Annotated in this window: 21 protein-coding genes, 1 tRNA gene, 1 pseudogene and 2 riboswitches; of the genes and pseudogenes, 16 read left to right on the top strand and 7 right to left on the bottom strand. The window is 40.0% G+C overall.

Features of this window, described 5'->3' with window-relative positions; genetic code table 11:
• Positions 1-328: 328 nt before the first annotated feature.
• Positions 329-1,234: a CoB--CoM heterodisulfide reductase iron-sulfur subunit B family protein gene (locus tag I8751_RS04725; protein ID WP_214438018.1), complete on the top strand. Its 906-nt coding sequence runs from the start codon at positions 329-331 to the stop codon at positions 1,232-1,234.
• A gap of 117 nt (positions 1,235-1,351) precedes the next feature.
• On the opposite strand, the gene lpxD is transcribed toward I8751_RS04725, so the two are convergent.
• Positions 1,352-2,398, bottom strand: a complete 1,047-nt coding sequence (gene lpxD / locus I8751_RS04720) for a UDP-3-O-(3-hydroxymyristoyl)glucosamine N-acyltransferase (RefSeq protein ID WP_214438017.1) — start codon at positions 2,396-2,398, stop codon at positions 1,352-1,354.
• A gap of 210 nt (positions 2,399-2,608) precedes the next feature.
• On the opposite strand from lpxD, the gene I8751_RS04715 reads away from it, so the two are divergent.
• The gene (locus I8751_RS04715; protein ID WP_214438016.1) at positions 2,609-3,103 is read left to right on the top strand and encodes a hypothetical protein; all 495 of its coding nucleotides are present in this window, start codon (positions 2,609-2,611) and stop codon (positions 3,101-3,103) included.
• 406 nt (positions 3,104-3,509) lie between these two features.
• Positions 3,510-3,581 (top strand) — tRNA-Cys (locus I8751_RS04710).
• Positions 3,582-3,616: 35 nt separating this feature from the next.
• On the opposite strand, the gene I8751_RS04705 is transcribed toward I8751_RS04710, so the two are convergent.
• Together I8751_RS04705 and I8751_RS04700 are read right to left on the bottom strand one after the other, a co-directional pair.
• Positions 3,617-4,003 (bottom strand): hypothetical protein, encoded by a 387-nt coding sequence (locus I8751_RS04705; protein WP_214438015.1) that lies wholly within the window; start codon positions 4,001-4,003, stop codon positions 3,617-3,619.
• 358 nt (positions 4,004-4,361) lie between these two features.
• Positions 4,362-4,802 carry a TOBE domain-containing protein gene (locus I8751_RS04700; RefSeq protein ID WP_214438014.1) on the bottom strand — a complete coding sequence of 147 codons (441 nt, stop codon included), beginning with the start codon at positions 4,800-4,802 and terminating at the stop codon, positions 4,362-4,364.
• 281 nt (positions 4,803-5,083) lie between these two features.
• Between I8751_RS04700 and I8751_RS29465 the strand changes: the two are divergent.
• The 4 genes and pseudogenes from I8751_RS29465 to I8751_RS04685 form a co-directional block, all read left to right on the top strand.
• Positions 5,084-5,282 (top strand): annotated as a pseudogene (locus I8751_RS29465) (substrate-binding domain-containing protein); the annotation flags it as partial.
• A 146-nt stretch (positions 5,283-5,428) separates the two neighbouring features.
• Positions 5,429-6,631 carry an MFS transporter gene (locus I8751_RS04695; protein ID WP_214438013.1) on the top strand — a complete coding sequence of 401 codons (1,203 nt, stop codon included), beginning with the start codon at positions 5,429-5,431 and terminating at the stop codon, positions 6,629-6,631.
• Between the two features lie 544 nt (positions 6,632-7,175).
• Positions 7,176-8,117, top strand: a complete 942-nt coding sequence (locus tag I8751_RS04690) for a molybdate ABC transporter substrate-binding protein (protein WP_214438012.1) — start codon at positions 7,176-7,178, stop codon at positions 8,115-8,117.
• A gap of 66 nt (positions 8,118-8,183) precedes the next feature.
• On the top strand, positions 8,184-8,993 hold the full coding sequence (locus I8751_RS04685) for a PEP-CTERM sorting domain-containing protein (RefSeq protein WP_214438011.1): 810 nt from the start codon (positions 8,184-8,186) through the stop codon (positions 8,991-8,993).
• A gap of 255 nt (positions 8,994-9,248) precedes the next feature.
• Here the strand turns inward: I8751_RS04685 and I8751_RS04680 are convergent, their stop codons facing one another.
• On the bottom strand, positions 9,249-9,494 hold the full coding sequence (locus tag I8751_RS04680) for a DUF7219 family protein (protein ID WP_214438010.1): 246 nt from the start codon (positions 9,492-9,494) through the stop codon (positions 9,249-9,251).
• Positions 9,495-9,899: 405 nt separating this feature from the next.
• Between I8751_RS04680 and modA the strand changes: the two genes are divergently transcribed.
• Both modA and modB read left to right on the top strand, forming a co-directional pair.
• Positions 9,900-10,715: a molybdate ABC transporter substrate-binding protein gene (gene modA, locus I8751_RS04675; RefSeq protein WP_214438009.1), complete on the top strand. Its 816-nt coding sequence runs from the start codon at positions 9,900-9,902 to the stop codon at positions 10,713-10,715.
• A 67-nt stretch (positions 10,716-10,782) separates the two neighbouring features.
• Positions 10,783-12,669, top strand: a complete 1,887-nt coding sequence (modB, locus tag I8751_RS04670; RefSeq protein WP_214438008.1) for a molybdate ABC transporter permease subunit — start codon at positions 10,783-10,785, stop codon at positions 12,667-12,669.
• 237 nt (positions 12,670-12,906) lie between these two features.
• On the opposite strand, the gene I8751_RS04665 is transcribed toward modB, so the two are convergent.
• A complete protein-coding gene (locus I8751_RS04665) occupies positions 12,907-13,281 on the bottom strand; it encodes a hypothetical protein (protein ID WP_214438007.1) in 375 nt (124 codons plus the stop codon).
• 62 nt (positions 13,282-13,343) lie between these two features.
• Entirely contained in the window at positions 13,344-13,715 is a 372-nt protein-coding gene (locus I8751_RS04660; protein ID WP_214438006.1) for a hypothetical protein, read from the bottom strand.
• 569 nt (positions 13,716-14,284) lie between these two features.
• Between I8751_RS04660 and I8751_RS04655 the strand changes: the two genes are divergently transcribed.
• The 4 genes from I8751_RS04655 to rnc all read left to right on the top strand — a co-directional run bounded on the left by I8751_RS04655 (position 14,285) and on the right by rnc (position 18,079).
• Entirely contained in the window at positions 14,285-15,481 is a 1,197-nt protein-coding gene (locus I8751_RS04655; protein WP_214438005.1) for a substrate-binding domain-containing protein, read from the top strand.
• 327 nt (positions 15,482-15,808) lie between these two features.
• Positions 15,809-16,783 carry a nitrogenase iron protein gene (gene nifH, locus I8751_RS04650; protein ID WP_214438004.1) on the top strand — a complete coding sequence of 325 codons (975 nt, stop codon included), beginning with the start codon at positions 15,809-15,811 and terminating at the stop codon, positions 16,781-16,783.
• 391 nt (positions 16,784-17,174) lie between these two features.
• Entirely contained in the window at positions 17,175-17,297 is a 123-nt protein-coding gene (locus I8751_RS30340) for an HNH endonuclease (protein ID WP_214438093.1), read from the top strand.
• A 92-nt stretch (positions 17,298-17,389) separates the two neighbouring features.
• Entirely contained in the window at positions 17,390-18,079 is a 690-nt protein-coding gene (gene rnc / locus I8751_RS04640) for a ribonuclease III (protein ID WP_214438003.1), read from the top strand.
• Between the two features lie 73 nt (positions 18,080-18,152).
• On the opposite strand, the gene I8751_RS04635 is transcribed toward rnc, so the two are convergent.
• Entirely contained in the window at positions 18,153-19,454 is a 1,302-nt protein-coding gene (locus I8751_RS04635; RefSeq protein WP_214438002.1) for a sensor histidine kinase, read from the bottom strand.
• Between the two features lie 691 nt (positions 19,455-20,145).
• Positions 20,146-20,282: riboswitch (cyclic di-AMP (ydaO/yuaA leader) on the top strand.
• A 97-nt stretch (positions 20,283-20,379) separates the two neighbouring features.
• On the opposite strand from I8751_RS04635, the gene ntrB reads away from it, so the two are divergent.
• The 3 genes from ntrB (at position 20,380) to I8751_RS04620 (ending at position 23,692) form a co-directional block, all read left to right on the top strand.
• Positions 20,380-21,231 (top strand): nitrate ABC transporter permease, encoded by an 852-nt coding sequence (ntrB, locus tag I8751_RS04630; protein WP_214438001.1) that lies wholly within the window; start codon positions 20,380-20,382, stop codon positions 21,229-21,231.
• 131 nt (positions 21,232-21,362) lie between these two features.
• Positions 21,363-22,802 (top strand): ABC transporter substrate-binding protein, encoded by a 1,440-nt coding sequence (locus tag I8751_RS04625; RefSeq protein ID WP_214438000.1) that lies wholly within the window; start codon positions 21,363-21,365, stop codon positions 22,800-22,802.
• A 53-nt stretch (positions 22,803-22,855) separates the two neighbouring features.
• Complete coding sequence (locus I8751_RS04620; protein ID WP_214438092.1) at positions 22,856-23,692, top strand: ABC transporter ATP-binding protein; 837 nt, start codon at positions 22,856-22,858, stop codon at positions 23,690-23,692.
• Between the two features lie 16 nt (positions 23,693-23,708).
• A riboswitch (cyclic di-AMP (ydaO/yuaA leader) is annotated at positions 23,709-23,844 on the top strand.
• The last annotated feature ends 158 nt before the right edge of the window (positions 23,845-24,002 follow it).

Below are 24,002 nucleotides of genomic sequence, written 5' to 3'. Positions count from 1 at the left end.
TTCTTTTCAAAACGGGACAACTCCTCAAAGAGCAGTTGGGTACTAGGAGGCGCTATTCGATAGTTAGTATGTTGCCAAAGCATTTTTATCAAAAAAATGTCCAATACTTGCTCTAGAAGGGCAAGTTTGGTCATTAGAATCAGCTATGCGATCGCACAGCACAGTGCATAAATGCTTCTGTCTACCAATTGTTACTAAATTTGGGGGTGAATGTCCAAATAAAGATACATTCCCTTATGAGTGTCACTTGTTAAGAATGATAAAACAGTCACCTGAAGAATTGTTATATTGTTGTCGGGGGCGGCTGCCCTAATCCAAACATACTTATATGCTATCTCACACACTAAAATACGCTTACTTCCCTGGTTGTGTTGCTCAAGGAGCTTGCAGGGAACTTCACCAGTCAACTCAAGCCCTAACTAAAGCATTGGGTATTCAATTAATTGAACTCAAAAAAGCTGCTTGCTGCGGTTCTGGGACGTTTAAAGAAGATTCCCAATTACTGGAAGATACTGTTAATGCTAGAAATATCGCTTTAGCAGAAGAATTAAATCTACCTCTACTGACTCATTGCAGCACCTGTCAGGGTGTGATTGGTCATGTTGATGAACGTCTAAAAGAATGTCAAAAGACTAACCCTGCCTACATTGAGCAGGTAAATGGCTTGCTGCATAAAGAAAGCTGTTTACCTTATCGCGGTAGTACTGAAGTTAAACATCTCCTTTATGCTTTAGTTAAAGATTACGGTTTAGAAGAAATTTCCCAACGTGTCACTCGTAAGTTGGCTGGATTAAAATGTGCAGCTTTCTATGGCTGCTATCTCCTCCGGGCTCAAAAATCTACGCCTGACGATGACCCCTTCCACCCAGAAGCAATGGAAAATATGTTTCGTGCGGTGGGTGCAACGCCGATTTATTACCGTGGCCGTACCCAATGCTGTGGTTGGCCTCTTTCTAGTTACGCTACTACCCAATCTTTCAAAATGGCTGGGATGCACATTCAAGAAGCTTTAGCGGCTGGTGCTGACTGTATAGTTACTCCTTGTCCTCTGTGCCATCTGAATTTAGATTCGCGTCAACCAGAGGTGGAAAAGGTAATTGAGCAGAGGCTAGGTTTACCAATACTGCATTTACCTCAGTTAATTGCTTTGGCGTTAGGAGTTAGTCCCAAAGAACTGGGGTTAGAACGCCACATTGTTTCTACAAAACCAGTACTGGAAAAATTAGGATTTTAGTTTTTGGAGTACAAAGTATTTATGATTAAGCAGCCTGATTTTGAAATATCGGCTGCTGAATGTGATGTTGATTTTAGTAACTGCTAATTTTTCAGATTTAATAGCGCCCTTGTCTCATTAATCATTATTGAGTTTGCGTTGCAATTGTTTGAACGTTTGATACATTTCTGGTAGGCGGTTATATATAGCAGATACCTTGAGATATATTTTGTGAGAAACTGCTGGCATCCCAGAGACAATTTCTCCTGGTGCAACATCGTGATGAATTCCGGCTTTAGCAGAGGCAATTGCTCCGTCGCCGATTTTTACCTGATTGGCAATTCCTGACTGTCCTGCCAAAATCACGCGATTCCCTAATTCTACGCCTCCTGCCATGCCGGCTTGACCTGCGATCGCACAGCCAGAACCTATGTGGCAACCGTGACCGATTTGTACTAAGTTGTCAATTATGGTACTGCTGCCTATTCGTGTTTCACCCACAGTTGGACGGTCAACAGCGCTATTGCTGCCAATTTCTACGCTATCTTCGATCACGGTACGACCGGATTGTTCAATTTTGAACCACCCTGTGCGGGTAGGCACAAAACCAAAACCTTCTGCACCAATGACAGTTCCACTATGAATTACACAATCTGCACCGATTTGGGTGCGTTCGTGGATGGTACAGTTAGCGTGTAAGGTAGTGCGATCGCCTATTGTAGCGCCTGGATAAATCACTACATTCGGGTGAATAATTGCACCATTGCCAATTTCCACCCCTTGTTGAATTACAACATGGGCACCGATATAAACATCGTTACCAACTTTTGCCGTAGGATGAATTACAGCCGTGGGATGTATTTCTGGGGTTGGGCGGTATGGTTGATAGAATAAGGCGATCGCTTTAGCAAATAGCAACCGCGGATCTGGTGTAGTTATCCAAGCAATACCTCTTTCTTGTGCTTGTAATTGTAATGTTTTGTCTTGGGGCAATATTAAAGCACTAGCATTTGTTGTACCCACAAGGGATGAAAATTTTGCCCCTTCCACGTAGCTAAGAGTACCACTTGTAGCGTCGTCTAGGGCAGCTAATCCTGTAATTTCCGGGTCATAGTCTTGGTTTACAGTCAGGCTATGCTCGATAGCAATGTCGGCCAGATGGTTTAAGATTTGGCTGAATTTCATATATTGCTTTCAAAAATCATTTACTAAAGCAATATAACTGTCGTTGGACAACTTTTATGTGGAAAACCACGCCATTTGAGGTAATTGCCATCATGGGGGCTTGGTTTTTCATCTTCACTATTTGGAAAAATTAGTTAATTACTCTTATGTTGGGAACTTGGTGTGTAAAATTGATGTCTTTCAAAACACTGAGAAATTAATGTAATCACAATGTCGAAAACAGCCCTAAATAGAGGAATCAGATTATCGTTGTCGTTAGTTACACTCTGCTGCACATCGGCAAGTCATGTCGTAGCTAATGCTCAAGAAGCGTCACCAATATTTGGAGATATCACTATCAATCAGCAATTTTCCCCAGACCCTTGGATACTTAAAGGGATGAGTGGCGGCTCAGAATCTAGTAACCAAATTGCTGGGAAGTCTGAAACAGCTACGGGCCCATGTACCGGATTTGTAGACGAAACACCAGACCACACCTTGGCATTAACAAGTAAATTTGACTACTTGAAACTGCAAGTGCAAAGTCCTCAAGACACAACCATTATGATCAAAGGGCCTGGTGGTACTTGGTGTAATGACGATTTTGATGGCAAAAATCCCGGTATAGTTGGTGAATGGCTAGCCGGAAAATATCAAGTTTGGGTGGGTTCCTACGAAAAAGGCAAGTATTTCCCTTATACGCTACAAATTACAGAAGTTAAATAGACAGAAGTCAGAGGAAGACAAAGATTTTATAACTGCTCAAAAGTTTCAAATTTTACTTATGCTATCTCCTCTATTTGATGGTTTTGTAGAGAAAAGTCCCATCAGTGTGATCATGCGAAAACTGATAAAACACATTTTTAAATTTTCGCCGATAAATTAAATATTCACATTTACAACAAACGTCAATACGAACAAGAGTTGCTGTTTACGAGTCTGGTAGATTTGATGAATCTGGTGGTCTATGGAATGTATTTACCAGTTTGTGCCGTCTACCAAGCGTTTGTCTGAAGATTACCAAAATATTTGGTTAACCTATATATGTTTACCTTATGAGCTTATGCTATTATTATTTAGTTAACACCTACATAGTTACTCAGCTAGTGTAGTTTAGGAAAAACCAAGTTACGGCGGCATAGCCAAGTGGTAAGGCAGAGGTCTGCAAAACCTTCATCCCCCGGTTCAAATCCGGGTGCCGCCTTTAGTTGTTTTACATTTTACTATTGAATCTTTAGCTTATCGTACTAATCTATCCAAAATGTTTTGAGTACATTTATAAAATTGTTGCTCATTATTAGCTAGTCGATAAAAGCTTTCCCACTCGTTAGGTGCAATTTGGAGGTATTCACCTGGCTTATGGTTGTCAGCCGATGCCCTTATATGACGCGATTTACCAGATTGAGAACTAATTTTAAGGTAACGTTTACGATTTCCTGTGTAACGAACTTTGATTTTCCATAAACAACCATAGCTATCTTGAACAAATACTTCACCCAAATAATCTTTGCCGTCATGCCTTACCCGATTTAGTAGTGCGTGAGTGTCTAGAGCAACTTCTTTAGCAAGCTTGTAAAAGTCGAATAACATTGATTTTAAAGTAAAAATTACTACTATGTTATTCATTACGCTGAAGAATTGTTACCGAAAAATCTCGTAAAAAAAGTAAAGTTTGCCACAAAAGAATAGCTTTTATATCCTTATCTATTTAGCCAACTTGAACAGAAATCTGGCAGATAATGACACCTTAGACAAAACTTCAAGTTAAAGGATATCAAAATGGGCGATCGCCTTTTTTGATTTCAGGCAAAATTATGTTGTGTGCGATGTCTACGACAAGCTAGCGCCTACGCAGCATCGAAAACAGAATATCGCTGCGATCAATATTTTACTGATGACCTATTTATGTTGGTTTAGTCAAAAAAGATATCCTTAACATCTTTCAGGTATGAAAATTGCACGAAAAAATCAAATTGAGCATTTTTTAATCCTTAGCAATAGCAATATCATTAGACTTGATCACCGCATAAGCTTCTGTACCCTCGATTATTTCTAACTCGTCTGCTGCGTTTGTAGTAATAATTGAAGTTAACTCAACTTCATGCACAACCCTTAATGTTACTTGAGTGCTAACTTCTCCTCTCACAACTTGTTTCACGACACCTTTGAGAATATTGCGAGAACTGACTTTAAGAGGTCGCTTGGGGGCAATAGTTTCTACTTCCAAAGAATCAGCATTTTTCTTTTCTCTGAACTTGGTTGGTATTGGTGGTGGAGACGATGAAGTATGTCCATCTAGACTGCGTACTAATTCTCGAAGAATTTCTGTCTTTGTGCGTTGAGAGTGTTGACAAAATTCCTCTAAAATTTTGCGCTCTTCTTCAGATGTTTGAAATGTAACCCATCCTTGTTCTTTTCTTGGCATAATATTACCAATTTTATTGGTTATTTTGAATAATTTTGGTAAAGTCCCATCCTGACTTTTCACGGCATCTGGAAAACCTCTCTCTAAATCTCTCTTCTTTTAGGAGAGAGACTTTGAATTTTCCTCCTTCCCGCGTCGGGAAGGAGGTTAGGGGGTTAGGTTTTTGGTGGACTTTTCCACATAACGTGAAAAGTCAGAATCCCATCAAGTTTTGATTCTACGCAAAAAGTTTACCTAATCTGCTTTTTGTAAGAAAAGAAGACGATTTTTCAGCCTCATTGCCTGTAGTAGCATGGCCAAACACGAATTTATTAGTGTCTGCGGCAGCCACTATAAAAGATGTGATGGCAAAAATCACAACTTTTTGACCAACAAAGTAAATTTAATGTTAACATCAGCCATGACTTTGGTGCGTCCGGTGCTTTGCAGCAACAAATTGAGCAGGGTGCGCCAAGTGATATTTTTGTTTGTGCTGCTAAAACTTTGAGAATACATTTATATTCAACAGAGCAATTATCTACTCTACTCTTACAAGAGTGAACCCAATATTTTCTTTCACGCAAAGCCAACTGTTGTTCTAGATCCCATGCTTCAATGTGGAGATGTCTAATTATTAAGCACCGAGTATGCCACAGAAGTCGGCCGCGTTGAGGTTCGTGATTTTACTGGGTTTTGTCAGCCTTTGTGCTGATGCCACTTATGAAGGAGCGCGTAGTATTACAGGAGCTTATTTACAGGTTTTAGGTGCTAGCGGCACTGTGGTAGGTTTAGTAGCTGGCTTTGGAGAATTGATTGGCTATGGTTTGCGCTTATTCATCGGTTATCTCAGCGACCAGACGGGCAAGTATTGGGGGATTACAACTTTAGGCTACATTTTGAACACAGCAGTTGTACCATTATTAGCTCTAACTGGCAGATGGGAAACTGCTGCTGGTTTGATGATGGCGGAACGCACAGGTAAAGCAATTCGTACTCCTCCAAGAGATGCGTTGTTATCCCACGGTGTCAGTCAAATCGGCAGAGGTTTTGGCTTTGGTCTGCATGAGGCAATGGATCAAACCGGTGCAGTGATGGGGCCTGTGGCGGTAGCTGCAATGGTTTATTTCCAAGGTGAATATCGCAATGCCTTTACAGTCTTGATAGTGCCTGCGGTTTTGGGATTGATTGTGTTGTTAATTTTACAATTTATTTATCCGAATCCCAGTGATTTTGAAGAAGAGATTGAGGAAGATAAATCAGATAAATTACCGGGAATATTTTGGATTTACCTGGGTGCAGTAGCGATTATTGCTGCCGGTTATGCCGATTTTCCCTTGATTGCCTTTCATTTCCAAAAGGGAGGCATTGCTTCTGGGCAAACAATTCCTTTGTTTTATGCTTTAGCGATGGGTGTAGATGCGATCGCAGCCCTAATATTTGGATATTTCTTTGACCGCATTGGAATTTACATCTTAGTGGTTGCAGCCTTTGTTTCGTCCTTGTTTGCGCCATTAGTATTTTTAGGTGATACCCGCTTGGCTTTATTAGGCATGGCATTTTGGGGTATCGGTATGGGAGCGCAAGAATCAGTCCTTAAAGCTGCGATCGCTGGCATGGTGCCTAAGAGTAAACGTGCTACTGCTTATGGAATATTTAGTACAGGTTATGGTTTATCTTGGTTTATTGGTAGTGCCTTGATGGGTATTTTATACGATCATTCCTTGATTACCCTCATTGTTTTTTCCTCAGCTACTCAGTTACTAGCAATTCCCTTTTTTGTCTGGGTAAAATTGCAAGCCAATAACTTCAATCGCTTACCTGAGATGATTACCAATCAGGACATACCTTAACTAACTAATGCTACCATAGCTAATTTTGTCAGCTTGGTAGCGTTAGAGATAGCCATACTACAGTTAGTTTTTACAGATTACTGTGTATAAATAAAATCATAATTTACCAACTTTATCTGGTAAAAAATAGCCAGATAAAAATCAATACAGTTCAGTTAAGGCTAAAACTCTTTGTCAAAGTCATTTTTTTAACGAACCGCCAAGAACGCCAAGGACGCAGAGAGAAGAAATAAATGCTTAACTGAAACGTATTGAGATAAAAATATTGTTTGTAATTTTTTTTACGTAAAAACAGTAATATCCCTGCTTAAAAGGCGTGAAAGGCTAAGTCTGGTTTTATAAAGTCATAATTTCACTACACACCTTTATTGCTATTTACCAATAAAATTGGTAATATCTGCTGTAATCGAAAAAACACGCACATATCAAAGTTTATCTGTAACTGTTGATAGCTAAAGTGTGTGGTTGAACCGTGTCCAAAATTTATAGTCAGCAAGGCTTACAAGCGATTAGCTAAATAGTAATAACAACAGAACTGTAAATCATGAAGAAGGATTTTTTTGCCTTTTTATTGGCAGTTTGTACTGTCAATATCATGCTGCCAATTCAAGCTTTTGCTGTCACTCTTTACGGGGCTGGAAGTTTACGTAATAGCATCTCAGAAGTTGCTCAATCTTTTGAACAGAAGTATGGAATTAAGGTAGAGACGCAATTTGGCCCATCTGGTTTAACACGAGAACGTATTGAGAAAGAATTTACAGAAACAGGGAAATCCGCAGATATTTTTACTAGTGCAGATACTAACAATCCTGAGAGATTATTTGCAGCAGGTTTAAGCGGGTCTGTAGTAAACTTCACTAGTAACCGGATGACTGCAATTATCAGACCAGATTTACTTGGTGTCACATCAGATAATCTATTGGACTTCTTGCTAAACCCTGCAATCAAGGTAGGAACTTCAACACCTGGAGCAGATCCGTCTGGGGACTATGCATGGCAAATATTTGATAAGGCTGATCAGGTTAAACCTGGTAGCTCTCAAATTCTCAAGGATAAAGCTTTACAGTTAGTCGGTGGGAATCCTGATGCTCCCCAGGTTCCCGACGACAAAAATAATTTAATTTACTTTCTCGAAGAAACTCAGCAAGCAGATATCTTTTTAGCCTATTACACCAGTGGGACGGCAGCCCAGGCAATTAACCAAGAATTGCAAATATTAGAGTTACCTGACTACTTAGCTACTAAGGCTAATTATGGACTAACCATACTCAAAGATGCTGATCCTGATGGTGAAAAATTAGCTGCATACATCCTGTCATCAGAGGGACAAGAAATTTTGGCTAAGTATGGGTTTAGTGCGCCTACTACCTCTGTTCCTGAACATCAAAGTACAGGTGGAATTATGTTTGCTATGGGAGTAGCTTTTTTGATTAAGAAGAAATTAGCTACTACCAAAAAACAACAAATGAAACTGGGCAATGTTTAGCAATAAAGCCCACAACTTATGAAAACCTATCAAGACTTTTTTGATTATCAAAGTTACAGAAAAATTATGAATCAGTTATCTTCCTTATCGCAAAAAACCACGAAAGTATGTTTTGCCATAGTAGCAGGAATAGCATCTACTGTTGTATTTTCTAGCCCTATTCATGCAGCAACATTGGGACAAAATTTAATTGTGAATGGTGATGCAGAACAAGGGGAAGGAGACCCTATTGGTAACGCAGTTGGAGACGATATACCTTTTATTCCTATCTGGAATACAACTGGTGATTTTAGTGTATTGCAATATGGTGCAACAGGTTTTGAGTTTACCAATGCTTTTGGTAATGTTGTTTTAGTAAGAGGACTACCTGATGCAGATAGTCCTGGGCCAAGCGATCGCGGTAACAAACTATTTTATGGTGGTGGTGAAAGAGCTTCTTCAAGTGCTTCACAATTAATTGATCTCACTAGTCTCTCCTCTATCATTGATGCTAGTAGAGGTGCATTTAATTTAAGTGGTTGGTTAGGTGGATATACAGATGATGAAGATAATGCCAAACTAGAAATAACTTTCCTTAATCAAGCTAATCAGCCTTTAGGAATTGCTAATATTGCATCACCAACCGCAGCCGAGAGAAACAATATCACCGGCTTGTCTTTACAGTCAGTAGATGGTTTTGTACCTGTAGGGACACGTCAAGTTAATGTATTACTGAATATGAACCATGTCCGGGGACGAGTTAACGACGCTTATGCAGATAACCTTACGTTGGTAATTACCAAAGTCCCAGAACCATCAGTTTCAGGCCTTTTTCTAGTTGGCGCATCTTGTATCATGGCTTGGCAATGGTCTAAAAAGCATCGAGTCTTACAGTAGGAAATATTTTAATATAAATGTAAGTTGGGTTGAAGAACTTAGAAGCAAAGCGTCTTTTCACAGGATAAATAAAAAAATGCATTGCTTTGTTGCCCTGCACTTAACCCAACTTGCTTTTTGATTTTGAAACATCTCTTAGTATGCAAAGTTAGTAAATCTAACTGTTGCAACTTAGCACTGATTGCAGATGTTGCTGTAAGGCGATCGCACAAATACTTTTTGTCTCCTGTGCCTAATATAAAAAATATGAAAAAACTAGTTAATTTTCAGTTGCTTTTTGCTATGTTTTAATTGTTTCCAAAGCATTTTTATTTGTTGGTAAGCTTCATCGGGAGACAGCTTACCGCCAGTTTGTAGACTGCTAATGTAGCTTACTCTTTGAGCAAATTCCTGTAAATTAGCGTTAAATGCTAAATACTCTGGCTGGAATTGACCATAATAACTGCTCTGAGGATAGAGAAAATCAGATAAATTCGCTAAAAAATCAGATTCTAATGCCATTTTGGTTTACATCTGTATAGTTTTACTTGGCGTAATATTGTAGATTTTAAAACGTCAAGTTACGCGGGATTTTAGCTGAAAAGGTTGGTAAAAAAGTTTGCAGAGAAGCAAATATTGCTTATCTACCATGATCCGCAACCAACTTAGTTGGTATTAATTTTATGCTGAGTTAATTTAAAAAAATGTATCAAAAGCAACTAAATTAGAATAAATTTAGTTGCTTGTATAGTAGTATTATTGGCGAATTTATGAGGCTCATAAAACTTTCCTTGGACTGATTTTGAATGAATGCGATCGCTAGTTGACATCTGGAATTGACTAAAAGTGCTATACCAACTTTATACTGTAAAAGCTGGTAAACAACAGCAATGAGTTGGTATTCTATGAAAAATTAGAGGTTGCACGATGAAAAGGAAACGTTTTTTAAGCCTGACAGCCTGGATATTGGTGTCATTCTTAGCAGTAGTAGGTTGTAATCAGGTCGCAAGCAACACTCCTGATGCAACCTCATCCCCACAGGCTCAAGCAACAGAACTGACAATATCAGCAGCTGCTAGTATGCAAGATGCCATGAAAGCGATGGAGCCTATATACAGAGAAAAACACCCAAACACTAAAATTATTTATAACTTTGGTAGTTCCGGCTCTCTACAACAGCAAATTGAACAAGGAGCGCCGGTTGATGTCTTCATTTCAGCGGCTGAGAAACAAATGAAGGCTTTAGCTGAAAAAAATCTTTTACTTCCAGGTACTCGCAAAGATTTGTTAGGAAATGAAGTTGTTTTAATAACCTCTCAAAAAACTACTGGTATCTCCAACTTTCAAGACTTAACCAGTAATCAAGTCCAAAGATTTTCCATTGGCGACCCCGAAAGTGTACCCGCAGGACAATACGCCCAGGAAGTCTTGACGGCTCTAAAACTATATGATGCTATCAAACCGAAAATTGTCTTTGCCAAAGATGTACGTCAAGTTTTATCTTACGTAGAGACTGGAAACGTTAATGCAGGTATTGTCTATGCTACAGATGCTAAGAGTTCAGACCAAGTAAAAGTAGTGGCAACTGCACCAAAAGACAGTCATAAACCCATCATCTATCCGATAGCAGTCATTCAACGCAGTCAAAATCAAGAAGCGGCTAAAGAATTTGTCCAATTTCTTTCTAGCGATGCTGCAAAACCAGTATTTAAGAAATACGGATTTACTCCCCTCAACCCATAATTATCACTGTTTTCTATTCCCTACTATACATAGCCCCAACAGCAGTTACCAGCAAGCATTTGATCAAATGGAAACTGATTTATCCCCCTTATGGATTTCCCTTAAAACCTCTTTGGTGGCCACAATCTTTGCTTTTTTTTCGGGAATCATCGTTGCTCGGTGGATGCTGAACTACCAAGGTAAAGGTAAAGGTTTGATAGATGGTATCTTAACCTTACCTCTGGTTTTACCACCCACAGTGGTAGGTTTCTTGTTACTACTGTTATTTGGTATCAACAGTGCAGTTGGTCAACTTTTGATGAGAGTAGGAGTAAATCTGATCTTCTCTTGGCCAGCAACAGTAATTGCGTCTACCGTGGTTGCCTTTCCCTTAATGTATAAGACAGTGCTAGCAGCCTTTGAGCAAGTCGAAATTGATTTTCTCAACAGTGCCCGTACTTTGGGATCTCCAGAATGGAAGATATTTTGGCAAATTATTTTACCATTGGCTTGGCCTGGTGTTGTTGGTGGTACAATTCTTTCTTTTGCTAGAGCTTTAGGTGAATTTGGGGCAACATTAATGCTGGCTGGGAGTATTCCGGGTAAAACGCAAACCATACCCATCGCCATTTTTTTTGCGGCAGAAGCAGGAAATATGCGTAAAGCATTGATTTGGGTATTGGTGATGGTGGCGATTTCTTTGGGCGTAATTGCAGCAATTAACTCTTGGTCTACTGCTCAGCGTCCTTCAAAATCGCTGAAGATAAAAACTAATACTTTTACTAAAAAACTCTTGAATTTTCTGATTTTTGGTCAATTTCAAGATGTAGCAATTTCGGAAAATGATTCCTCATATCAAAGATTATCGCCAGAAAATAGTGGATATTCAGGTTTTCCCAGGTCAGAGCCAGAACTTTTAGTTAACTTACACAAAAAGTTACCGGATTTTACGCTAGATGTTAACTTTACCGCAGATAAAAATCCTTTAGGCTTGTTAGGTGCTTCTGGTTCTGGTAAAAGCATGACTTTACGTTGCATTGCAGGATTAGAAACTCCTACTCAAGGAAGAATTGTTTTGAATAAGCGAGTCTTATTTGATAGCGAACGAGGAATTAATATTCCTAGTCGTCAGCGTCGAGTTGGTTTCGTGTTTCAAAATTATGCTTTGTTTCCTCACCTGACGGTAGCGCAAAATATTGGCTTTGGCCTGCAAAATTTTCCCAAAACAGAACGCCCCAAGCGTGTGGCAAAATATTTAGATATGATGCAGTTGACAGGATTAGGAGACCGTTACCCGCATCAACTTTCTGGCGGACAACAGCAGCGAGTAGCCTTAGCTAGAGCCTTGGTGAGTGAGCCAGAAGCCTTACTTTTAGATGAACCTCTCTCAGCCTTAGATAGTTATTTGCGAGATCAGATTGAAAAGTTGCTCGTTAAGGTAATCTCTAGGTACGAGGGGATAAATTTGTTTATTACCCACAAATTAGAAGAAGCTTATCGGGTTTGTGGCAATATTTTAGTCCTTTCCCAAGGACAAGCGATCGCCTATGGGTCGAAAGAAGATATATTTGAGAGACCACCAACATATACAGTTGCTCAAGTCACGGAGTGCAAAAACTTTTCTCCTGCTAGGTTGATTAACTCACACACAATAGAAGCATTAGACTGGGAATGTACCCTCAATGTGATTGAATCTATCCCAGAACCCTTAACTTTTGTAGGTATTCGCGCTCATCAAATCAGCTTCTTAAATCAGCCGCATCAGCATAATACCTTTCCCTGCTGGTTAGTGGAAACGAGTGAAACACAGCACAGAACAACAGTTTATATTAAGTTACATGAACCACCCAAAGGTTCTGATGATTACCATCTACAAGTAGAACTTTATAAAGAAAAATGGGTTGAATTCAAAGACAGGCCATTGCCTTGGTATGTTCGATTAGACCCACTGCAACTAATTATGATGCGGGAATAAATTTTTAGGCGTTGCATATTTGTAGGATGTTTTTAATTTCTCTATGTCAGAGAAAATATCTCTTTTGCTTACGCGAGAATTAATTTAGCGTACTTTATATTCTGTGAGTTTTGTAAAAAATACCAATTTTAAAAAAGAATGCGACACATCAATTATTTGAATTGGGATAAGCTTTTACAGCATTATATTAATAGTTTTAATATAATGCTTGTTTTGGAATAATTTCTGATTTATTGATCAGGATAAAGTAGAGTCTCCTTCAGATAACGTATCATCTATACTGAGTACCCACGGGATACCCTGATCAAGTGGCGAACTGATAGTAATTCTTGCTTGGTTAGCAAACTGTTTTAACTTTTCAACGAATTGGGGAACGGTTCTCATAATATTTCGGTAACTCTTCATATCGTGACAAATCATAATCAATGTCAGAATGCCACTATTAATTTGGAAATACCAATGACAACTCGACAATAAAATACGTGTCATTCTATTGCATGTCAAGAAAAAGCTTTTTTTAGTAACTTCTTCAAGTTGTCTAAGTAGTATTTCACTCACTTGTATTGTGAGATGCGAAGGCAGATCATCTGGTGGTAGGGATGGACGATTCATAAGATTTTCGTGTGCTTGTTCTAAAGCAGGTCAAGGTTGTTGTGCAGATAAGTCTGACATAACTAGTTTTCTGGTTCTTGCGTGACAATCCACAGCAAATCTAGCCACAAGTGGGGATAAATATCCTTTAGATTTGACAGGCGATCGCGCACTAAATTGTTAGCATTTAAGCAAACAACCTCAACTAGTCCCAAATATTCTGCTACTTCTCTGAGGAGATTTTTTTGGGCGATGACATCACTAATTATTCTGTCAGGACAATAAATTCCAATATATTGTGCATAAGAAATATTCGCCTTTATACAAGCACCTCTCAAGTAGAAATGAGGATTAATCACCTTCACATAACAATGGCGTAGCAGTTGCCATAAACTCGGATGAGTATGCTCGATAATTACATTAAATTGTTGGGCTAAGTCTTCTTCAGTAATCATTACTTCCTCCAATGCTAGATGTCCCAATAACCATCCATAAACTACGAATTACGTAGCGTTTTGCGCTTCCATAGAGTACTCAAATTCTCATGTCTGCACACCTTAGCAAGTACCTGATGGTGCAGAAAATAACTGCATACTCCTGTGAGTAAAATCAATAATTTTTAGTGATGAAAAAATTTACGCATCTGGCGAAATTGGTTGGTATTTTTCTTTGGCTTGTGTGAGTCGCCTATCAAGCATCAAAGCCGAAACTAATTGATAAAACTGTATTAATGGCTACTTTTTACCAATTTAGTTGGTATTGTTTGAATTTTACACAAGTCTTTTGCTAACCAAAAATATGGCTTTTAGCCAATTAACAACATCATTAAACCAGTTTGCTGCAAAAAAATTTGCGCCTCGCAAGTAAATTAGCAATATGTGTGATAATCTATTTATAGAGGGAATCAAAACAGCAAAAGCACAAAAAGTCTTGCAAAAAAATGATATGAACTCAAAGACTATGCTTTTGCCTTGGCAGATTAGTTAAATCAGCTATGGCTTGTGCAAACTGAGAAATAAAGCCAATGAAGCAGGATAGTAACCTCCGAAATAACTTGAAGTCCATCAGAACCCGTCTAGGCATGAGCCAACAAGATTTGGCTAACTTAGCTGGTGTAACTCGCCAAACTATAAGTGGTGTAGAGTCGGGACAATATGCTCCCTCAGTGGCCATAACACTTCGTTTAGCAAAAGCGTTGGGCTGTCAAGTGGAGAACCTATTCTGGCTAGAGCAAGATTTACCAGAAATCGAGGCTGTACTTACCAAATCTGTCTCCTGTAGTCAGAAACTGCGAGTCAGTCTAGCTCGTGTAGGAGGACAGTGGATAGCTTATCCTTTAATTGGTAAGGATGCTTTTCGCCAAGATATGATTCCCGCTGATGGTGAGACAGTTGCGGTGGAAGAGTTCTCCGACATCAGCAAACTGTCGAAGCCGCAGGGTGAAGATGAAAGTGAGACTCAGACGGGTACAGATAAAGTCAAAGTCCGCCTGCTAGATGATAACTTGGAGACACTGCACAATACAGTTGTGATTGCTGGCTGTTCACCTGTGATTTCATTATGGGCAAGAGCGACTGAACGCTGGCATCCCCAGTTGCGAGTTCAATTTAACTTTGCCAATAGTATGGCTGCTTTGCAAAGTCTGTGCAGAGGTGAGGCTCACATTGCCGGAATGCATCTGTATGACCCTGAGACTAGTGACTATAATACTCCCTTTGTTCGAGATGTTCTGGTGGGGAGACAAGCAGTTTTGATTACCTTGGGTGTTTGGGAAGAGGGACTTTTGGTAAAGTCTGGCAACCCGATGGGAATCAGAACAGTTACCGATTTAGTAGATGCAAAAGCGACCATCGTTAACCGGGAAATAGGTTCTGGCAGTCGTTCACTTTTGGAACAAACATTGCAACAAGAGCGAGTTCCGTTCCATGCTGTGCAAGGGTTTAATCATGTTGTCTATAGTCACCAAGATGTTGCCCAAGCTGTAGCATTAGGAATTGCTGATGCAGGTGTTAGCATCGCCTCTGTAGCAACTGTCTTTGGGCTAGGATTTATCCCTCTGCATCGGTCACGGTACGATTTGGTAATTCTCAAAGAATATTTAGAAGAAATGCCTGTACAGCAATTACTAAGTACTTTGGGACATCCACTAATTCATTCACAATTAGAAGTTCTCGGCGGCTACGATATCAGCAAACTCGGAGAAACAGTAGCGACCGTTTAGAGTGAATTGCAATTTTGGTTGGTTATGTGGTTTAGGGAATAACTCTGCGTAAATTTTCATTCCTGTTGCAACCACTCTTTAGGCTTGAGCAACCTATTAGGTCTTGACAATAACTGAATCATGCTGAATCGGGAGAGTCAGAGTTTTTCTACATGAACTTTGTGCCTACTCTTCAATTCTTATGAATATGTTTTGGATGTTAACTGTTTTTGCTGTAGAACGCGCACCCCCCAAAGACTTTCTACGAAAGGTCACAGCTGTAATTCGACAGCGTGAACACCGATAAACCAATAGACCCACAAACAAACAATTGCAGGAGAATTCATCATGTCTGACGAAAAAATTAGACAAATAGCATTCTACGGTAAAGGTGGTATCGGTAAATCTACTACCTCCCAAAATACCCTCGCCGCTATGGCAGAAGTGGGTCAACGCATCTTGATTGTTGGATGTGACCCCAAAGCAGACTCTACCCGATTGATTCTACATTGTAAAGCTCAAACCACAGTCTTACACCTCGCTGCTGAAAGAGGTGCAGTAGAAGACCTAGAACTTGAAGAAGTAGTGATTGAAGGCTTCCGAGGTATCAGATGTGTGGAATCTGGTGGGCCAGAACCTGGGGTAGGTTGCGCTGGTCGTGGTATCATCACCGCCATCAACTTCCTCGAAGAAAACGGTGCTTACCAAAATGTCGATTTTGTCTCCTACGACGTATTGGGTGATGTTGTATGTGGTGGTTTCGCCATGCCAATTCGGGAGGGAAAAGCCCAAGAAATTTACATCGTTACTTCTGGGGAAATGATGGCGATGTTCGCTGCTAACAACATTGCTCGTGGTGTTCTTAAGTATGCCCATACTGGTGGTGTGCGCTTGGGTGGTTTAATTTGTAACAGTCGGAAAACAGACCGAGAAGATGAATTGATTACCACATTAGCTTCTCGATTAAGCACCCAAATGATTCACTTCGTACCTCGTGACAACATCGTGCAACACGCCGAATTACGTCGGATGACCGTTAACGAATACGCGCCTGACAGTAATCAAGCTAATGAATACCGTACACTAGCAGACAAGATTATCAACAATACAAATCTGGCTGTTCCTACACCAATTGAAATGGATGAGCTAGAAGAATTGTTGATTGAGTTCGGTATTCTAGAAAGCGAAGAAAATGCTGCTAAACTAACTGCCACAGCACAAGCTCAAGAGGAAAAAGAAAAGAGGCAAGAAGATGCTGAAGGCGAAGCACTGGAAGCACTAGCAAAAGGTAACGTCAAAATTGTTGCTAGTGAAAAAAAATAGATTTAGTATTGGCATTAGCAACTAAATCTGGATAAGCATGGGGTGGGTAGAAATAACCTACCCTATCTACAAATATTCATCAAAATGTGGAGGTTTTATTTAGCTGATCTCAAATAAAGGGGCTAGAGGCTAGAGACTAGAGGCGAAAGTAATGTACCTCATCTAAACTAAATGAAATATGCTGTAAGATAAGGAAAATTAAGTTAAAAACCTTGATAAAAGAGGTTTGAGCGTACTTCAGTTGCTTAGAAAACGCTATATTTATTTGAATGCTATAAACTTCAAATAACGTGTTAAATATATTGTGATCGCCTTTTTAAAATGCGTGTTTAACAGAAAGTCATAAACTGCCTTCTGGTCTACTAGTATTAAAAGTTAATACCAAAAAAAACTGACACTTGACCCTCTTTTACCCAAGAACCGCGGTAGGTATAATTCTTTTGAAAATCTACGTATTAGTTGTTTTAATTGCAATAACTCGCGTGGAAACAGTCTATATCCACCTTTTAAATAACACTTGTTTTTTGTCAGGTTGTTGTCTGATAGGCTGGCTAAATACCCAGCCTTTTTCATTCGATTAAATTCATAACATAGAAGAAAATAATAATGCATAAATTGTTAATATTCCGTGATGAAAAACTTTTACGCCATGCACTCACACATCGTTCTTATGTTCATGAAAATCCTACAGAAGGTGAACACAACGAACGTTTAGAGTTTCTTGGTGATGCCGTGCTAAATTTTATCAGTGGTGAGTATCTTTATCGTCATCACCCAGAAAAGGGAGAAGATGAATTGACTCGCCGGCGTTCGGCGCTAGTAGATGAGAAGCAATTAGCCAAGTTCGCTGAAGAAGTAGGCTTAGATTTTAGGATGCGCCTAGGAAAAGGTGCTATTCGAGACGGAGGCTATCAAAATCCCAATTTACTTAGTAGTACTTTTGAGGCTGTGATTGGTGCTTACTATCTAGATAATAATTCAGATATTGAAGCCGTTCGCGCTGTTGTAGAACCTTTATTTGATTCTGTACCTGAGCAGATTGTTATATCTCGCTCCAATGTAGACTCAAAAAATCGCTTTCAAGAATGGGTACAACGCAATGTCACGCCCAATCCGCCCCAGTATGTCACAGTTCAAGTAGGTGGTTTGTCTCATGCACCAGAGTTCATTGCTAAGGTATTTGTAGGTGAAAAAGATTATGGCACAGGTAAGGGACGTAATAAAAAAAATGCGGAAAAAGCAGCAGCTGAAGATGCTTTAGCTAACTTACAGAAACAAGGGTTGTTAGAAAAATAATATTTTTTATATTAGGAGACGATAAAAATTATTTTTATCTCTGTAATTCAAGATTTTTTATCAGTAAGTTTATTTATTTCTCTACTTGTAAAGGCAATTTCACAAAAAAAGTAGAACCAACTCCCACTTGAGAAATTAAGTTGATTTGCCCTTGTAGTAATTTTACTAAGCGGTAAACTATTGCTAATCCTAAGCCAGTGCTGTCAGGAAGAGGGGGCTGATTAGCAGAATTAGCACGAAAGTAAGGTTCAAATATCCGGTTTTGGTCTTCTGGTGCAATGCCAATTCCTGTGTCAGAAATTGCGATCGCAAAGTATGGTCTGTTACCTAAAGTTTCCTCTGAAATAATTACCATTTTCCCAGAGATGGCGGGGGAGGAATTTTCTGTAAGAGAATTACTGGGTAATATCGGAGCGATCGCCTGTTTATCATCATCCAAAACCTGACACAGTATCTTAATAGTTCCTGAGTTGGTGTAGCGAATGGCGTTACTCACCAGATTTGTCACCACCTGCTGTAGTTGTAAGGAATCTGTGATTACTTCTTCAGGAGCGCGATCGCAATTGACCACAATTTGTAAATTTTTCTGTACAGCTATAGGCTCTAGCATTTCGCACACATCATTGATTAATTCACGCACATTGGTTGGTGCTGGCTTAAGTTTTATCTGCCCTGCGTCATATCGCGAAATTTCCAAAACATCATTAATTAAGCGCAGTAAATGTCTACCATTGCGTAGCACACGCTCAATATGTTCTGTATTGACATCAGTATCTTTGACTTCATTTTTCTGTCGTTGTTGGCGTAAAAATAGATCTGAGTAACCAATAATTGAAGTTAGAGGATGTTTCAAGTCGTGGGCTAGTTGAGAAATATACTCTTGATTAGCACTAACTAGGCGTGTGAGTTCTTCGTTATGACTCGTTAGTGACGCATATAAATACTGTATTTCCCGCAAACGCTCATCAACATAACTTTTAAAACACCGAGCGATCGCTTCATCAATTACAGCGTCAATCAAACGCATAGATCGAATTATCCCGGCGGGTCTTATCTTCAATAAATCTAGTTCTATAGTCTCAAAAATGACTGTTCGCAGTAGATGATACTCACGGGCAATTTCTGCTGGATCAAAACCTTGTTCAGAGCGTAGTACCCCATGCTGCAAACTAGCAGTTACGATCGATCTAATATCATTATCTTCCGATTTGGAAAGCACCGTTACCATTGCTTTCAAGACATCGGGTATATGATTTCTAATTGCTGTATAAGATAGGTCATCAGCACTTTCAATTCGCCTATCCTTGCGAACTGCTGTCACCCATTGGTGGAGGATAGTATCAGTTTTTTCAGCCAGTACTTGACTAAAATCCATGATTTTAAATTCGGCTAGGAGATAGATGAGTAAACTGCCATATCCAATTAGTGTAACTAGTGCTGCGTTTTTTTACCAAAACTATTAAAAAATTCCACCTATCAAAAGAAATAGATTTTGTCTATTTTATTCCTACTGCCACCAATTAGTTTAATGGCTCTATTAATCCTAGATTAATAAATATGATGTATAGTATGTATCTTGATTATTATCAAATCATCAAGCAAGTAATAGCTTTTGTGATTGATTATGCTGCGTTGTTTCGCTTATTATGTAGAGACTTTATTAATAACACAACTCCAGTACAAATTTTATTACTTATCGGAAATTAAGGATAGTTACTTAATTTCGGTATTGAAAGAAACAATAAAAACTCCACCCATGAAGGGATGGAGTTTTGTCAGTAGTTAGTGGTCAGTAGTCAGTTGCAAAGCGAAAAGTCAAGCCGGTCTCGTGGGCGGCTTTGCCGACTTGAGAGAACTGGCGCTGTGCGTCCCGGTTTCCGGGCGCAGAACTTTTCAAGAATATTTGTAAAAACCACCCCAAAGGGATGGGGTATTAAACCACTGGCTAAAACAACTGACAATTGACAACTGACAACTGACAACTGACACGCGAAGCGAAATAAATAAGCAGTATTTATCATAAGACAGATGCTTTTAATGAGCAACGATGTTAACATACCCCTTATAGAGTAAGTCAGCTTAATTCAGCATGTAAGGCTGAAGCGGAGGAACCAATTTATGGGGCGTATCTCTACATTTTAGAGAGGGGCATCTCTCAGCCCTAGCCCGTCAGCTAACTTCGTAAGCATTGAGAGGAGACTGAAGAGACGGCATTTTTGTAATATTGCGATCTCATCAGTGTCCAGGGCTGGTACTGCTCAAATTCTGTGTACCCGCATTTAAATCTGTTGAGGTTGTAAATGGTGTTGCAATTAAATTTAGCAGCGATGATTGCGATCGCTGGCCAAGCTGCCTGGAAAAAGGCCAAACCTGTGATAGCCAGGGATGTTGTCTTTTTACCTGCTTTGGGTTTCTTGGGAATCATCTTGCTGTGGTGGGTTGTTGCCCTTGTTAATCATGAATTGATGCCTACTCCACCAGAGACACTGATCGCTAACCTCGACTATATTTTGAACCCCTTCTACCAAAGAGGGCCGGGTAACTTAGGAATTGGTTGGCTATTGATAGCAAGTCTGCGCCGGGTGCTGATCGGTTTTGTGTTAGGTGCAGTAGTGGCGATTCCCTTGGGATTTTTGATTGGCATGTCCAAATCAGCAATGCTAGCTTTTAATCCCATCATTCAAATTTTTAAACCCGTGTCGCCTCTGGCTTGGCTACCCATTGCTTTAGCCATTTTCAATTTGGCAGACCCTTCAGCAATTTTTGTGATTTTCATTACTTCCTTATGGCCGACAATTATTAACACCGCCTTAGGTGTTTCTAGTGTTCCCAAAGATTATTTAGATGTGGCGCGAGTACTAGAAATGCCTCGTTGGCGAAGGATTACAAAAATTATTTGGCCTGCTAGTTTGCCGTATATTTTTACAGGTTTGCGAATCAGTCTAGGGATTGCTTGGCTAGTAATCGTGGCGGTGGAAATGCTCACAGGTGGTATAGGTATCGGCTTTTTTGTCTGGGATGAATGGAGCCGTTTAAACCTGAGTTCAGTTTTCTTAGCAGTGCTAGTAATCGGCTTAACTGGACTAATTCTAGATTATGCTTTAGGCAAAATCCAAGAATTAGTAACTCGCCGTCCTGTAACTTCTAATTAACAAAATTCGACTACTACCAAAATAATCAGACGCAACGAGACTCTGTGTCACCCTCCGGGTGACGCACCTGGTTCACTAGGTCTGTGCGTGAACAGACTCATGACTAATTAATCACCATTGGAGCTACAAAAATGAGTGATAACTGGACTCGACGAGACATTATCAAAGGAATAGGAGCAACGACAGCGACAATGGCGTTGTCGTCGTGTGGAATGACTGGGAACACTGGTGCTAAAGGACTAACCGAAGAAGCCTTAGCTGTTGAACCAGTAGTTAAATCCCAAGCTTTAGAAAAATCTGATCTTACCGTTGGTTACGTTCCTGTGAATGATTGTGCCCCATTTGCGATCGCTTGGAAAAAAGGCTTCTTCCGCAAGTATGGCTTGAACGTCAAACTCAACCGCGAAGCTAGTTGGGCAACCTCCCGCGACGGCTTAATTTTTGGTCGTCTGGATGCTTCACCCGTAGTATCCGGTGCTGTCACTAACGCCAGAATTGGTGCTGAAGGCGCACGCCATGCCCCTTTATGTGCAGCCATGACCATTCACCGCCACGGTAACGCCATGACAATGAACAAAGCCATGTGGGATTTTGGTCTGCGGCCGTGGTACGAGTACCAAGAAACTTATGGCGATGGTGCTTTAGAAGCATTTGGTAAAGACTTTAGAGGCTACTTTGAAAAGCAGCCCCCAGAACGGAAAGTCTGGGCAGTAGTGCTGAGTTCTGCCATTTACGAATACTTTCTCCGTTATGTATCTGCTGCTGCTGGCGTTGATCCCCTTAAAGAGTTTCGCGTCATCATCGTGCCACCACCCCAGATGTTAACAAACGTGCGGATTGGCGCAATGCAAGCTTACATGGTGGCAGAACCCTGGAACACCAGAGCAATTACAGGTAACGAAAATATCGGTTTTACCTTTGCTCAAGGTAAAGAAGTTTGGTTAGGACACCCAGATAGACTGCTGGGAGTAATGGAATCTTTTATTGAAAAATGTCCCAACACCTATCGTTCTTTAGTCAAAGCAATGATTGAAGCCTGTCAGTATTGCAGCAAAGTAGAAAACCGTCAAGAAGTTGCAGAATTAATTACAGACCGATCCTTTACAGGTGCAAGACCCAAAAATCAGAATGCACCAATCGCTAAGTTTACAGGGGCGGGAATTATCGGCAATTACAACTACGGTGGATTTGATGGCAAAGATCGCACCATTAAAGCTGCTGACACTACAATTTTCTTTGATATTCCTGACAACCTTCCTAAACAGCCAGCAGAACACTCAACATTCTTATGGAGATCCAGAAGTATCTGGTTAATGACTCAAGCAGCTCGTTGGGGACAAATTAAAGAATTTCCTAAAGATGCGGAGAAGCTAGCCGAAGCAGGCTGGAGAACAGATTTATATCGTGAGATAGCCGCTGAAATGGGTATTGAGTGCCCCAAAGATGATTACAAAGTCGAATCCCCAGAAATGTTCATAGATAAAAAAGGTTTTGACCCTAGTGATCCGGTGGGTTATTTGAATAGTTTTGCCATCAAAGCTAACGCGCCCACTCGTTTTTTTATGTCTTAATTATCAGCTTTCAATATTGGCTAAAAACTAAATTATTTCCGGAGCCTTTGATGATGGAATATACCTCATTACCTACCAATACTCAGACTGAAGTTATGCAGCGCACTGGTTTTTTAGAAATTGAAAATTTAGTCAAGTCTTATCCAACACCAGACAAAGGTAATTTTGTTGTTCTAGATGGTGTCAATCTCACCATTGGTGAAGACGAATATATTTCTGTAATTGGTCACTCTGGTTGTGGTAAATCAACCTTACTAAAAATAGTAGCTGGTTTAGAAAAAGCAACTTCTGGCTCCGTGCGGCTGGATGGAAAAGAAATTCGCCAACCAGGAGCCGAACGCATGATGGTATTTCAAAATTACTCGCTATTACCTTGGTTAACTGTGCGAGAAAATATCCGTCTAGCAGTAGATGAAGTGCTTAAAAATGCTAATCGTGCCGAAAAAATTAGCATTGTGAACGAACACTTAGCGATGGTAAACTTAACGGCGGCAGCAGACAAATATCCTGATGAAATTTCTGGAGGTATGAAACAACGGGTAGGCATTGCTAGAGCCTTAGCAATTCGCCCAAAAATGTTGTTGATGGATGAACCTTTTGGGGCACTAGATGCATTAACTAGGGGAAAATTGCAGCGACAAGTATTAGATATTTGGGAAAACCATCGGCAAGCAGTGATGATGATTACTCACGATGTAGATGAAGCAATTTACATGTCAGATCGCATCGTCTTAATGACTAATGGGCCGGCAGCTACGATTGGGGAAATATTAGAAGTACCTTTTGAGCATCCACGCGATCGCGCCACTATGCGAAATTCCAAAGAATATTTTGAACTCCGTAACCACGCCCTCAACTTTCTGGATCACTATTTTACCCAAGACGAATAATTTAGACTATCATTTCTTTAGTGGGTAGCCTAATTCAAGTTCATTAAACCTGAATTTGGAACGGAGGAACCAATGTTTGGGGCTAATCTTACGAGAGACACCTTCCAGTCTTAGCCCGTCAGCTAACTCCGTCGGCAATGGAAGGAACCCCCAAGGCTTATTAATTGTTATTGGGGTTTCCTGAAAGAAAGGATGAAATATAAAGGATGTTCGGCATTCGCCGCAGGCTAGCCGTTCATAAAGAAGAATAGGATGAAAATATACTTCATCATTCACACTTCAGCCTTTATTCTTCCTGCTTCTCATTCAT

This window comes from Atlanticothrix silvestris CENA357, from assembly GCF_016056295.1.
In the GTDB taxonomy this organism is placed as follows: domain Bacteria; phylum Cyanobacteriota; class Cyanobacteriia; order Cyanobacteriales; family Nostocaceae; genus Atlanticothrix; species Atlanticothrix silvestris.
This window is presented reverse-complemented; position numbering and strand designations above follow the sequence as displayed.

Bases quoted from the DNA above. Each gene is read 5' to 3' on its own strand.
- I8751_RS04725 (WP_214438018.1), top strand. From the start codon at position 329: ATGCTATCTCACACACTAAAATACGCTTACTTCCCTGGTTGTGTTGCT.
- lpxD (WP_214438017.1), bottom strand. From the start codon at position 2,398: ATGAAATTCAGCCAAATCTTAAACCATCTGGCCGACATTGCTATCGAG.
- I8751_RS04715 (WP_214438016.1), top strand. From the start codon at position 2,609: ATGTCGAAAACAGCCCTAAATAGAGGAATCAGATTATCGTTGTCGTTA.
- I8751_RS04705 (WP_214438015.1), bottom strand. From the start codon at position 4,003: ATGAATAACATAGTAGTAATTTTTACTTTAAAATCAATGTTATTCGAC.
- I8751_RS04700 (WP_214438014.1), bottom strand. From the start codon at position 4,802: ATGCCAAGAAAAGAACAAGGATGGGTTACATTTCAAACATCTGAAGAA.
- I8751_RS04695 (WP_214438013.1), top strand. From the start codon at position 5,429: ATGCCACAGAAGTCGGCCGCGTTGAGGTTCGTGATTTTACTGGGTTTT.
- I8751_RS04690 (WP_214438012.1), top strand. From the start codon at position 7,176: ATGAAGAAGGATTTTTTTGCCTTTTTATTGGCAGTTTGTACTGTCAAT.
- I8751_RS04685 (WP_214438011.1), top strand. From the start codon at position 8,184: ATGAATCAGTTATCTTCCTTATCGCAAAAAACCACGAAAGTATGTTTT.
- I8751_RS04680 (WP_214438010.1), bottom strand. From the start codon at position 9,494: ATGGCATTAGAATCTGATTTTTTAGCGAATTTATCTGATTTTCTCTAT.
- modA (WP_214438009.1), top strand. From the start codon at position 9,900: ATGAAAAGGAAACGTTTTTTAAGCCTGACAGCCTGGATATTGGTGTCA.
- modB (WP_214438008.1), top strand. From the start codon at position 10,783: ATGGAAACTGATTTATCCCCCTTATGGATTTCCCTTAAAACCTCTTTG.
- I8751_RS04665 (WP_214438007.1), bottom strand. From the start codon at position 13,281: ATGAATCGTCCATCCCTACCACCAGATGATCTGCCTTCGCATCTCACA.
- I8751_RS04660 (WP_214438006.1), bottom strand. From the start codon at position 13,715: ATGATTACTGAAGAAGACTTAGCCCAACAATTTAATGTAATTATCGAG.
- I8751_RS04655 (WP_214438005.1), top strand. From the start codon at position 14,285: ATGAAGCAGGATAGTAACCTCCGAAATAACTTGAAGTCCATCAGAACC.
- nifH (WP_214438004.1), top strand. From the start codon at position 15,809: ATGTCTGACGAAAAAATTAGACAAATAGCATTCTACGGTAAAGGTGGT.
- rnc (WP_214438003.1), top strand. From the start codon at position 17,390: ATGCATAAATTGTTAATATTCCGTGATGAAAAACTTTTACGCCATGCA.
- I8751_RS04635 (WP_214438002.1), bottom strand. From the start codon at position 19,454: ATGGATTTTAGTCAAGTACTGGCTGAAAAAACTGATACTATCCTCCAC.
- ntrB (WP_214438001.1), top strand. From the start codon at position 20,380: ATGGTGTTGCAATTAAATTTAGCAGCGATGATTGCGATCGCTGGCCAA.
- I8751_RS04625 (WP_214438000.1), top strand. From the start codon at position 21,363: ATGAGTGATAACTGGACTCGACGAGACATTATCAAAGGAATAGGAGCA.
- I8751_RS04620 (WP_214438092.1), top strand. From the start codon at position 22,856: ATGGAATATACCTCATTACCTACCAATACTCAGACTGAAGTTATGCAG.